9 protein-coding genes are annotated in these 11,892 nt (G+C 72.2%); 5 read left to right on the forward strand and 4 right to left on the reverse strand.

Annotated elements, in window-relative coordinates; genetic code table 11:
* Nucleotides 1-42: 42 nt before the first annotated feature.
* Nucleotides 43-669 (reverse strand): hypothetical protein, encoded by a 627-nt coding sequence (locus ACSW7Y_RS12400; RefSeq protein WP_438126579.1) that lies wholly within the window; start codon nucleotides 667-669, stop codon nucleotides 43-45.
* 214 nt (nucleotides 670-883) lie between these two features.
* Between ACSW7Y_RS12400 and ACSW7Y_RS12405 the strand changes: the two genes are divergently transcribed.
* Nucleotides 884-1,939: an ABC transporter substrate-binding protein gene (locus tag ACSW7Y_RS12405; protein WP_438126580.1), complete on the forward strand. Its 1,056-nt coding sequence runs from the start codon at nucleotides 884-886 to the stop codon at nucleotides 1,937-1,939.
* Nucleotides 1,940-1,984: 45 nt separating this feature from the next.
* Here ACSW7Y_RS12405 and ACSW7Y_RS12410 read toward each other — a convergent pair whose 3' ends face one another.
* On the reverse strand, nucleotides 1,985-4,036 hold the full coding sequence (locus tag ACSW7Y_RS12410) for a transglycosylase domain-containing protein (RefSeq protein ID WP_438126581.1): 2,052 nt from the start codon (nucleotides 4,034-4,036) through the stop codon (nucleotides 1,985-1,987).
* Nucleotides 4,037-4,315: 279 nt separating this feature from the next.
* Here ACSW7Y_RS12410 and ACSW7Y_RS12415 point away from each other — a divergent pair, with 279 nt between their 5' ends.
* Nucleotides 4,316-5,308, forward strand: coding sequence for an alpha/beta hydrolase (locus tag ACSW7Y_RS12415; RefSeq protein WP_438126582.1), 993 nt, complete (start codon nucleotides 4,316-4,318; stop codon nucleotides 5,306-5,308).
* A 58-nt stretch (nucleotides 5,309-5,366) separates the two neighbouring features.
* Here ACSW7Y_RS12415 and bla read toward each other — a convergent pair whose 3' ends face one another.
* Together bla and ACSW7Y_RS12425 are read right to left on the reverse strand one after the other, a co-directional pair.
* Nucleotides 5,367-6,335, reverse strand: coding sequence for a class A beta-lactamase (gene bla / locus ACSW7Y_RS12420; protein ID WP_438126583.1), 969 nt, complete (start codon nucleotides 6,333-6,335; stop codon nucleotides 5,367-5,369).
* Between the two features lie 26 nt (nucleotides 6,336-6,361).
* The gene (locus ACSW7Y_RS12425) at nucleotides 6,362-7,366 is read right to left on the reverse strand and encodes a glycoside hydrolase family 16 protein (RefSeq protein ID WP_438126584.1); all 1,005 of its coding nucleotides are present in this window, start codon (nucleotides 7,364-7,366) and stop codon (nucleotides 6,362-6,364) included.
* 140 nt (nucleotides 7,367-7,506) lie between these two features.
* Between ACSW7Y_RS12425 and ACSW7Y_RS12430 the strand changes: the two genes are divergently transcribed.
* The 3 genes from ACSW7Y_RS12430 to ACSW7Y_RS12440 all read left to right on the forward strand — a co-directional run bounded on the left by ACSW7Y_RS12430 (nucleotide 7,507) and on the right by ACSW7Y_RS12440 (nucleotide 11,834).
* Nucleotides 7,507-8,055: a GNAT family N-acetyltransferase gene (locus tag ACSW7Y_RS12430; protein WP_438126585.1), complete on the forward strand. Its 549-nt coding sequence runs from the start codon at nucleotides 7,507-7,509 to the stop codon at nucleotides 8,053-8,055.
* A 353-nt stretch (nucleotides 8,056-8,408) separates the two neighbouring features.
* Nucleotides 8,409-9,047, forward strand: a complete 639-nt coding sequence (locus tag ACSW7Y_RS12435; protein ID WP_438126586.1) for a TetR family transcriptional regulator — start codon at nucleotides 8,409-8,411, stop codon at nucleotides 9,045-9,047.
* A 75-nt stretch (nucleotides 9,048-9,122) separates the two neighbouring features.
* Nucleotides 9,123-11,834 (forward strand): MMPL family transporter, encoded by a 2,712-nt coding sequence (locus ACSW7Y_RS12440; protein ID WP_438126587.1) that lies wholly within the window; start codon nucleotides 9,123-9,125, stop codon nucleotides 11,832-11,834.
* The last annotated feature ends 58 nt before the right edge of the window (nucleotides 11,835-11,892 follow it).

An 11,892-nucleotide genomic window follows, 5' to 3' on the forward strand; every position in this document is an offset into this window, starting at 1 on the left:
GGCTGGCACCGCGCCTCCCGTCCGTCTCGTGGTCGCGCAGCGTCAGCCCAGGGGCGTGACCTTCCACGTGCCGTTCGTCTGGATCGCGATCACCCCGGGCAGGTCGGCCTCGAAGTCGTCGGAGAACGCCTCGGAGTCGCCGAACGCCCGCGTCGCCTTCGACACCGTGAAGACCCGGGCCGAGAACGCGTCCCCGGAGCCGGCCGGCGTGTAGTCGACGTGCACCCTCGCCACGTCGTCGGCGATGTACAGCACCGCCGGTCCCGTCCCGGACTGCGGGCCGGTGACCGGCGTCAGGTCGTTCCAGCTGCGGAGGGTGACCGTCCACGAGCCGGTCGCCTGCACGATGAACGTCTGGTCGGGGGCGCCGTCCTTGAACACGTCCATGAGGAACGACCCGGTGAGGGGCGCGGAGGCCCGGCCGAACGGCGACATGCGTCCGGCGGCGGTGACGGTCGCGGTGCCCGTGCACGCCGAGCAGTCGAGGGTCACCACGACGGCGAAGTCCCCGTCGCGGCGGTAGTGCACGTTGGCCGATCCCGAACCGGTCGCGCTTCCGGTCGCGCCCTCGGCGACGGCTCCGGCGTCGACCGTGCGCGACTCCGGCTGCGTCACGGCAGGCGTCGTGCTCGTCGGCGTCGGCGTCCGGGTGGGGGTCCGCTCCGGCACCGGACTGCTCGTCGAGGTGGGCGCAGAGCGAGCCGTGGCGTCCCCTCCGGTCGTCCCGCCGACACACGCCGCGAGCGCCGACACGCACACCAGCCCCGCCACGAGTGCGACGACGCTTCGTCGGATCGTCCGTCCCCCACCGTTCCCCATGCCCGCCACGGTACCGGGCGTGCACGGGGGCGTCCCGGATCCCGGCGGGCTAGCCTTGCTCGTCGTGACGCTCCCCCGCCGGTCCCCGCGCGCCCTCGTGCTCGCCGCGGTGGTGGCGTGCGCGCTGGCCCTCGCCGGCTGCAGCGGGACTGCTGGCCAGGACACCGCGCCGGACGGTGGCGGTGGTGGCGGCGGCAGGGGGTCGGCTGCGTGGAGTCTCCGGGACGCCACCGGGACCACGATCCGGCTCGACCACCGTCCCGAGCGGGTGGTCGCCCTCGACGACCTCGCGCTGTCCATGGTCCGCTACGGCCTGCACCCCGTCGGGACGTTCGGACGGCTGCGCGTGGCCCAGGACGACCGGTGGGACGGCCTCGACGCCGACGGCATCGCGGACGTCGGGTCAGCGAACGCGACCGACGGCGCCGGCGACGGGTCGGACGGCATCGACGTCGACCGGGTCGCCGCGCTGCACCCCGACCTCATCGTGACCACGATCGCGCCGGTGGACTCCTCGGGCGCGCTCCCGTCCGGGCACGTCGGGACGGGCATCGCCGATGCGGAGCAGCAGCGGGAACTGGCGGAGATCGCGCCCGTCGCCGAGGTCCGATGGGGAGGTGACGGTGCGGACGTCGTCCGGGACGTGACCGACCTCGCGCGCTCGCTCGGGGCGGAGCAGTCCGTCGTCGACGCCGCGGAGGCGGAGTTCGACGACGCCTCGAAGGCGCTGGAGGCAGCGACCCGTGACCACGACGTCCGGCTGACCGCGGTGTACGCCGACCACGACGGCGTGTACGTCGCCCGGCCCGACGACGTCCCCGCACTGCAGCTCTGGGCCTCGCACGGTGCCGACCTCACCGTCCCCGGGCCGACGGGCTACGCCTGGGGCGTGTACTCCTGGCCGAACGCCGGGAAGGTCCGGGGCGACGTGCTGCTGCTCTCGGACCAGGGCTACCAGGTGGACGACCTCGTGCAGCAGCCGACCTTCGCCGACCAGCCGGCGCTCGTCGCCGGGCAGGTGTACCCGTGGACGTCGCCCGTGCTCGACTACGCCTCGCAGGCGGCCGCGATGCGCCAGCTGACCGCGTGGATCACCGAGAGCAAGCGCCTGGACCGCTAGCGGCCCGCGCGCCCGCGCTCGCGCACCCGCCCGTCCTGGCAGCGGTCACCCCGCCGGGTACGCCGCGTTGACCGTCTCCTGCGCCTGCTTCCACACCGAGGCACGGGCCCCGGCGTACGTCCCGCCCTGCCCGTTGTTCACGTACCGGAGGTTCGTCTTCCCGCCGTCGGTGTTCCCCTGCCAGTACGCCGTGACGACACGGGAGGTCCCGCCGACGAGCCACACCTGGTCCGCGACGTCGGTCGTGCCCGTCTTGCCGAACAGGGTCGCGCGGTCGGCGGTCTGCCCGCCGGTCGCCGTCCCTCCGTGGAACGCGCCCTGCATGACCTCGAACGCGGTGGCAGCGACGGCCGGCGCGAGCACCTGCCGACAGGTCTCCGGCTGTCCGCCGAGGTCCTTCCCCGTCCGGTCAACGACCTGGTCCACCACGACGGGGTCGCACCGGACGCCGCCGTTCGCGATCGCCGTGTACGCGGACGCCATGGTGAGCGGGGCGATGTTCTCGGTGCCGAGGATCGCCGCCGGGTTCGCACCGACCCGTCCACCCGTCGCCAGGTGGACGCCGAGTCGCTCGGCCACGTCACGGATGTCGCACAGGTCGAGCCGCGCCGCCATCGACACGTACGCACCGTTGACCGACTGGGCCGTGGCGTCGCGCACCGAGTACGGGCCGGTCTGGCCGGGCGAGTCGTTCCGCGGGTTCCACGGCGCGTCGATCGTCTGCCCACACTGCGTCCACCGTCGCTGCTCGTGCCGGGTGCCGTCCACCACCGTGTCCGGGCTCCTCCCGGCCTCGAGCCACGCGAGCAGCGTGAACACCTTGTAGGTCGAACCGGGCTGGAACCCCGTGGAGTCGCCGGACGCCTCGTCGACGGCGTAGTTCAGCGAACTCGACCCGCGGGCCGCGGCCGCCGAACGGTCGTACGCGGTGTTCTGCGCCATCGTCAGGACCCGGCCGGTCGACGCCTCGACCGAATCGAACGTCGCCCCGAGCGCGAGTGCCGGTTCGGTCGCCGGGTCGTACCGGTCCAGCAGCGCCTTCTGCTGGCCGTTCCGGTCGAGGTCGAGCGTCGTCTGGACCCGGTACCCGCCCGTCCGCCAGGCCGAGTCGCGCTCGGCCTGCGTCGCACCGAGCTGGGGCAGGGTCCGGGCGACCTGCACGGCGTGTTCGCAGAAGTACTCCGCGCCTGCGACGACCGAGGCGCACCCCTGCTGCGGTGCCGTGAGGTGCACGTACTCCCCCGGCTGCGACGCGAGCGCAGTCCGAAGGTCCGCCGCGGAGAGGTGCCCCTGCTCGTGCATCGCGCGGAGGATGACGTCACGCCGGGCCTGGTTGTCCCGGTGGTGCGCCGGGGTCGAGAGGTCCCGGCGCTCCGGCCACTGCACGATCGCCACGAGCGACGCCGCCTCGGCCGGACTGAGGTCGGTCGCGTCCTTGCCGTGGTAGCGCTGCGCCGCGGCCTGCACACCGTAGGTCTGGTCGCCGAAGTAGGCGATGTTCAGGTACGCGGTGAGGATCTCCTGCTTCGAGTACCGCTTCGCCAGACCGATCGCGAGCTTGATCTCCTCGAGCTTCCGCTGCGGGGTGCGGGCCGTGGCCTCCGCGACCGCCGCCTGCGCCTCGTCGGCGGGCAGCTGCGACGCCTGCTCGATCTTGATGTTCCGGACGAGCTGCATCGTGAGCGTCGACCCACCGGAACCACCCTTCCCCTGCTTCGCCGCGACGCTCACGAGACTGCGGACGAGCGAGGTCGCGTCGACACCCCCGTGCTCCCAGAACCGCCGGTCCTCGCCGTCGACCGCGGCCTGCTTGAGGGTCTCGCTGATCCGGTCGTACGGCAGCTGCTCCCGGTTCCGGTCGAACACGTCCACCAGGTGCACGGGCTTGCCGCCCCGGTACGCCCACACCTCGTTGCGGCTCGGCAGCTCGCCGACCTCGAGGTACTCCGGCAGCGACGAGAACGCGTCGATCGCCGACGAGGTCCCGAACCCCGCCAGCGCCACGGCCGGCGTGACGCCGACCCCGACGACCAGACCGGCGAGCACGCTCCCGCCGACGAAGCCGCTCACGGCCGCGATCGCTCGTCCGAACCCCATGTGTCCCCCTCGTGCACCGCCCGTCGGTGCGTTCCGTGTCGGACCGTGCCGGGCGGAACCGGACGGTCCCCGAGATCTCGCGGGGGAACCCCGGCACGTGGACTGGGAGAGCGCCGAGTCGGTACGGATCGTTACCCCGTGACGGCCTGGAGGCCCGTGGCGGCGCCGCCACGCGCCTCCAGGCCGTCGTCTGGTCACGTTCCGGCAACGACCGGTCCGGACCGCACTGCCGACGGCCCCGGCGCGGAGCGGCCGGGGCGCCGCGAGTAGCCTCGACGGATGGTGGGGAACGGGTGGCGCGAGGACGTCCTGGGGGCACCGTTCGAGCAGCTCGAACTGCCACTCGGGGAGGACGGCGAGGGACCGGTCGTCGCCACGCTCGTCCGTCGCCGACACAGCCCGACGGACACGCTCCTGCAGCCACGCGGGCCACTGCACGGTGTGGACGTGCTCTACGTCCACGGGTGGTCCGACTACTTCTTCCAGGTGGAGCTCGCAGATCGGCTCGAACGGCTCGGCGCGCGCTTCCACGCGCTCGACCTGCGCAAGTACGGCCGGAGTCTCCGCCCGCACCAGACGCCGGGCGACGTCGGGGACCTGGCCACGTACGACGAGGACATCGCGGCCGCACTCGACGCGATCTCGACGGAACACCGTGGCGGACCGCGTCGACGCCTGGTGCCGATGGGGCACTCGACGGGCGGGTTGACGCTCTCGCTGTGGGCGGCCCGCCACCCCGAACTCGTCGACGGCCTCGTGCTCAACAGCCCGTGGCTCGAGTTCCAGGGCGCGGCGATCGGACGGGCGCTCGTGGCGCCGGTGCTCAAGCTCGGCGCGCGGCGGAACCCGCTCGCCCCGATGCCGGCCGTCGACCCCGGCTTCTACACGCGCACCGTGTCCGCCAGCGGCGAGGGGTCGTGGACCTACGACCAGCGGTGGCGACCGGAGCGGGGGTTCCCGCTGCACCCCGGGTGGCTGTCGGCGGTGTTCGACGGGCAGGCGCGGGTCGAGGCAGGGCTCGGGATCACGGTGCCGGTGCTCGTCATGCTCAGCGACAAGAGCATGCTGCAGCCGCGGTGGGACGAGGGCATGGCGCACGCCGACGTGGCGCTCAACGTCGACGTCGTGGCGCACCGGGCGCTGTCGCTCGGCGACGAGGTCACCGTGCGGCGGCTGCGGGGAGCGCTGCACGACGTCGTGCTGTCGGAGCCCGCGGTGCGCGAGCGGGCGTACGACGCCGTGGCACGCTGGGCGCACGCGCTGCCCCGGTGAGCGGCAGGCATCGTCGTCGCGGAGGGCCGGAGCCCGACGTCGTGCCGTCGGCTCGGCATCAGCGGCGGAGTGCGCCGACCGCGGTCCGGGTGGCCGCGGCGACGAGCGCGTCCGACGGCTCGGCGTCCGCGCGGTCGGTCCGGCTCATCACGACGAGCACGATCGGCCGACGCCCCGGGGGCGTCACCATCCCGATGTCGTTCCGGACGCCGTACGACCCGGTTCCGGTCTTGTCGGCGACCCGCCACCCGGACGGTACCCCCGCGCGGATCGTCCCGTCCCCCGTCGTCGTCGCCTGCATGGCGCGCAGGAGCAGCCGGCGGTCATCCGCATCGAGGACGTCCCCGACGAGCACCGCACGCAGGTCGGCGCCGAACTGCTCAGGCGTGCTCGTGTCGCGGTCGTCCCCGGGGGTCGCGGCGTTCAGCTCGGGTTCGGTGCGGTCCACCCGGGTCACCCGGTCGCCGATGCCGCGGAGCCAGGCCTCGACGGCTCCGGGTCCGCCGAGCCGCTCCACGAGGAGGTTCGCTGCGGTGTTGTCGCTCACGCTGACGGCGGCGTCGACGAGTTCCCGGACGGTCATCCCGGTCTCGACGTTCCGGGACGTCACCGGCGCGTACGCGAGCAGGTCGCTCTGGTCGTAGCGGACGACCGAGTCGAGGTCCGCCGCCGTCGACCGGTCGAGGACGGCCGCGGCCACGAACACCTTGTTCGTCGACGCGAACGGGAAGCGTTCGGAGCCGCGGTACGCGAGCGTCGTCCCGTCCTCGGTGTCGACCGCGACCACGCCGAGCCGGGCGTCGGCGCGGTCCTCGAGTGCGGCGAGGGCTCCGTCCGCGGACACCGTCGGCACGGCGAGCGGTGTCGCCGTGGTGTCCGTGGTCGCGGTGGCCGTCCTACTCGACGCCAGCGCGCCCGGCTCGCTCGGCGCGCTCGGCCCGCTCGGCCCGCTCGGCCCGGAGCAGCCGACGAGGGCTGCGGTGAGGGTGGCACCGACCACCACGGCCGTCAAACGGGGAGCACGCACGCTCCCAGCCTGCACGGCCTCGACCGTCAGGGCTGGATCGACACCCAGTCGATGAGCACGTGCCCGGGCTTCCCGGAGTTCCCGATCTGGAACGTGTACCGGTGCGGGGTGGTCGGGACCCAGGTGTCGATCGTGCCGACGAGCGTGCCGTCGAGGTAGTAGCTCACCGACTTCCCCGGAAGCCACACGGTCGTGTAGGTGTGCCAGTCGCCCCACGACGCGTCGGTCGGGATGCGCTGCGCCTTCTCGGCGTGCCCCGGGACGTTCGAGTGGTGGTAGACGTCCGGCTTGCCGCCGAAGCCGCCCTCGGGGTAGTCGAGCTCCCCCTCGGACGCGTCGTTCGACGTCGGCCAGAGCATCACGGCGGTCCCGTTCCCGCGGCCGCCCTCGACCTTCATCCGGATGCTGAAGGTGCCTCCGGTCTGCGCCCAGGCGGTCGACGGCGGACCGAAGACGCCGGCAGCGCCCTGCGTGCCGTTCATCGCGACGTCCATGACGCCGTCGTGCGCGCTGATCAGGGCGCCGGAGTAGTACTTCCCGCTCGTGCCCTCGTCGTAGGCCTGCCAGGCGCCCGCGTAGGTCGACGCGAACTGCCCCCCACTCGCGGCCGCGGTGTCGAACCCTTCGAAGAACGCGGCCCGCGGTCCGGCGATCGGGTTGCTCGCGGCGGGGTCCGGGGTGCGTGGCTGCACGGCGCCCTCCTGGGTCGAACCGGCCGAGGCCGACGAACTGGACGAGCCCGTCGAGCCGGACGAACTCGACTGCTTCCCGGACCCGGTACCGCCGGTCGCCTCACCGGTGGCCGACGTGCCCTGGCTCGCAGCACCGCGCGCTTCCTGCGTCGGCGTCGCACTGCTCGGCGACGGAGCGAGCGACGGCAGGAGCTCGCTGCCCTGGACCGGAGGCGTGAGGAAGGCGAGCATCACGGAGACGGTCACCCCGCCGACGACCAGCACGACGGTTCCCCGGAGGAGGGCCCCGCGCCGCGAGGTGGTCCGCTCGCGCCGTCGCGAGGTGCGTTGCCGTGTCACGATGTGCTCCGTACTCCCCTGTCACGATCAGGTTCGCGCACGGAACGATCCAGCGCTGCCCAGGGCGGGCCGGACGGCGGCATCCCGCAGGGGCGTGCGGGAAACCGAGCACCGACCCGCGCACCGGTAGCGTGACCGCCATGGCCGTCCGACTCACGCGTCTCGACTCCACCGGCGCCGACCGGGAGGCCCTGGTCGCCTTCCTGACGACGGAGGAGTTCCCCTTCCACGTGCGACGCCGCATCGAGCGGGCCGACGCCGAGCGCGGGGTCGACGAGGGCGCGTGGCGCGACGACGAGCACGACTCGTTCTGGGTCGACTCCGACGAGCACGGCCACGTCGGGGTCCTGCGGCTGGAGGACCTCGAGGATCCCGTCCCCCTGTTCGACCTGCGGATCGCCGGCGAGCACCGTGGGAAGGGCCTCGGCGTGGAGGCGTTGCGCGCGGCGACCGACCACGTGTTCGGGACGCTGCCCGAGGTCACCCGGTTCGAGGGGCAGACCCGCGAGGACAACACGGCCATGCGTCGGGTGTTCCGCCGCGCCGGGTGGGTGAAGGAGGCGCACTACCGCGAGGGGTGGCCCGTGCCCGGCGGGGAGCCGCTGGCGTCGGTGGCCTACGGCGTGCTGCGGCGCGACTGGGAGTCCGGCACGACGACCCCGGTCCCGTGGGACGACGAGCCGGCCTGACCCACCGGGTCGACGAGCTGGCCTGGCCCGTCGGGCGGCCGGTCAGGCATCCGCCCCGCGCCGCAGCTCACGTCGACAACGCTGCTCCCGCCGCGCCGTCGGACCGCGCGGGCACGGGCGATGACGAACCACGAGGACGCCGCGTCATGGGACCAGGGGTGTCGCGCGTCCCAGCGATCGAGGGCGGCCGACAGCGGGTGCTTGGTGACCAGACCCCGGACGGGAGGCCCGTGGCGGCGCCGCCACGTGCCTCCCGTCCGCCTCTCGGTCGCCTCAGCGTCCTGGGGGACGAATCTGGGCATGCGCTCGGAGTCGATGCACTGAGTGCATCGATGCACCTAGTGTCTACAGACGTGACCCTCGCACCCGACCGCCGTGCCGCCCTCAAGGCGAAGCACCGAGCAGCGATCCTGCAGGCCGCCCGCGACCTCATCGCGGAGCGGGGCGGGCGCGAGTTCGGCGTCGACGACCTCGCGGCGCGGGCCGACGTCGCCCGGCGCACGGTCTTCAACCACTTCGCGTCCCTCGACGAGGTCCTGCTCACCGTCTGCGAAGAAGAGCTGTCGGTGATCATCGACCGTTTCCTCGCCGACATGGCGCGGACCCCGGTCGGCGACGGCACCCGATCGTCCATGTTCGACGAGCTCGAGTCCGCAGCCCGCGGAGCCGACCTCGCGCCGGCGATCGCGAGCATGTACCGGATCCTCGGCGAACCCGGCAAGTCCGACCCGAAGGCCGCGGTGCTCACCCAGACCGCGTTCTCCCGGGTCACCGAGCGGCTCCGCGACGAGGTCACCCGCCGCCACCCGGCCGCGGACGAGCTCGACGCCGCACTGCTGGTCGAGTCGCTCATGAGCGGCATCGTCGTGATCGCGGACCACTGGCTCACGCACACGGGCCCGTCGCTCGACCGCGCATCCCTGGACGCGTGGGACGCGCTGCTGAGCAGACTCGTCCACAGCGTCCGCAGCGGCTACATGCCCACCGACTGATCGTCACCCCCAGGGGTCCACCGGCGCACCCCGTCACCACACAGCACGCACTACGAAAGGAACGGGGCTCACCGCATGGCCGGTCTCCTCTACCGACTCGGGCGCTTCTCCGCCCGCAGGCACTGGCTCGTGATCATCGCGTGGATCGTGATCATGGGCGTCGCCGGGCTCACCTACAGCCTGTTCGCCGGCTCGATCTCGTCCTCCATCTCGATCCCGAACACCAAGACCAGCCAGGTGCAGGACGAGCTCGCGGACAAGTTCCCGTCGGCGAACGGCGGCACGGGCACGCTCGTCTTCACGACGACGAACGGCAAGGCGTTCACGGACGACCAGAAGACCGAGGTCAAGGACTTCCTCGACGGCCTGAAGAGCGAGGACGGCGTCAAGGACGTCACCGACGGCTTCACGACGCAGCAGCAGCTCGACGACCAGCGGCAGAAGATCGTCGACGGCCGCGAGCAGATCTCCGACGGCCGGAAGCAGATTGAGGACGGCCGGAAGCAGATCTCCGACGGCCAGGACCAGCTCGACGCGCAGAAGTCGCAGCTCGAGTCCGGCAAGACGAAGATCGAGCAGGCGCAGCAGCAGCTCGACGCGCAGAAGGCCCAGGCCGAGGCCGCCGGTGCCGCCGCCGCCGCGCAGGCGCAGCTGCAGCAGGCCCAGGCGCAGATCGACGCGCAGCAGCAGCAGATCACGGCCGGCGAGCAGCAGATCACGGCAGCACAGCAGACGATCGACGCGAACACGAAGAAGCTCGACGAGAACGAGCAGAAGCTCGACGACAGCGAGCAGGAGCTCGAGCAGGGGTCGAAGCTCCTCGACCTGTCGAAGGACATCCGCTTCGTGTCGTCGAACGACTCGGCCGCGATCGGCTCCGTGCAGTTCACGAAGTCGACCTACGAGGTGCCGCAGAGCACGAAGCAGGCCATCTCGGACAAGGCCGCGGCCGCGAAGATCAGCGGCGTCCACGTGTACGTCTCGAACGACATCGCGCAGGGCGTGCCCTCGATCCTCGGTCCGGGCGAGGTCATCGGCGTCATCATCGCCGCCCTCGTGCTGTTCCTCATGCTCCGCACCGTCATCGGCGCCGCGATCCCGCTCGTCTCCGCCGTGCTCGGCGTCGGCGTCGCGTCCCTCGCCGCCCTGTCGTTCTCGAGCCTCGTCGAGTTCATCTCGGTCACGCCGGTGCTGGGCGTGATGCTGGGCCTGGCGGTCGGCATCGACTACTCGCTGTTCATCCTCAACCGACACCGCACGCAGCTGAAGGCCGGCATGGGCGTGCACGAGTCGATCGGCCTCGCGAACGGCACCTCCGGCAACGCGGTCGTGTTCGCCGGCACGACGGTCATCGTGGCCCTGCTCGCGCTGAACATCACGGGCATCCCGTTCCTCGGGCTGATGGGCACGGTCGGTGCCGTCGCGGTGCTGTTCGCGATCCTCATCGCGACGTCGTTCACACCGGCGCTGCTGTCGCTGCTCGGCATGCGCATCCTGCGCCGCAAGGAGCGCGAGCGCATCGGCAACACGGACTCGATCCGCGTGCCGAACAAGCCGATGTCGACCTGGCGTGCAGTGATCACCCTCGTCGCCGGTGTCGCCGTGCTCGGCACCATCGCGCTCCCCGCGACGCAGATGCGACTCGGCCTGCCCACCGGCGCATCCGAGGACGTCGAGTCGTCGCAGTACCTCGCCTACAAGACCCTGTCGGACGAGTTCGGTGCCGGCCAGAACGGCCCGCTGCTCGTCGTGGCGAACCTGCCGAAGGCGGTCAGCAAGGACGACGTCACGGCGACCGAGGTCACCATCGGTGAGGCCCTCGCGAAGAACGACGACGTCAAGGCGGTCCTGCCGATCGGGGCGTCGAAGGACCGCGACATCATCGCGTTCCAGGTGAAGCCCGCCGGGGGCCCGGACAGCGTCTCGACCGAGACCCTCGTGAAGGACCTGCGCTCGCAACAGGTGAGCGTCGACGACGGGAAGGCCACGCTCGGTGTCGCCGGCAACGCGTCCGCGAACATCGACGTCTCCGAGAAGCTCTCGAACGTGCTGCCGCTCTACCTCGCGGTCGTGGTCGGGCTGTCGCTCATCATCCTGATCATCGTGTTCCGGTCGTTCCTCGTGCCGATCACGGCGACCGCCGGGTTCATCCTGTCCGTGCTCGCCTCGTTCGGTGGCCTGACCGCGATCTACCAGTTCGGCTGGCTCGGCTCGGTGTTCGGCGTGCACGACCCCGCACCGATCCTGAGCTTCCTGCCGATCATCGAGATCGGCATCCTGTTCGGGCTCGCGATGGACTACCAGCTGTTCCTCGTGTCGGGCATGCGCGAGGCGTACGCCCACGGCGCGTCGGCGAAGGTGGCGGTCCAGCGGGGCCTGCACGCCGGCCGAGCGGTGGTCACGGCGGCGGCGATCATCATGATCTCGGTGTTCGCGGGCTTCATCTTCTCGGACTCGTCCACGATCAAGCCGATCGGCTTCGGCCTCGCGTTCGGTGTGCTGCTCGACGCGTTCGTGGTCCGGATGCTGCTCATCCCCGCGGTGATGCACCTGCTCGGACGCAGCGCGTGGTGGATCCCGAAGTGGCTCGACCGCATCCTGCCGGACGTGGACGTCGAAGGTGCGAAGCTCGAACGGGCGCACCCGAGCGGCGACCACGGCGAGCAGTCGTCCGATGTCGGCTTCGCCCAGCGGGCCGGCGACACCGAGCACCACGGCGCACACGCCGCGGCGGCGGAGCCGGACGCGAACCCGCACGAGGGTCACACGCCGACGCATCGCGCGTAGCGCTCCGCGCCGACGCACCCCGCGGGGCGCTCCGCGCTGACGCAACCGCCTGGAGGCG

Origin of the sequence: Curtobacterium flaccumfaciens (genome assembly GCF_051548005.1) — a bacterium.
Classification (GTDB): Bacteria; Actinomycetota; Actinomycetes; order Actinomycetales; family Microbacteriaceae; genus Curtobacterium.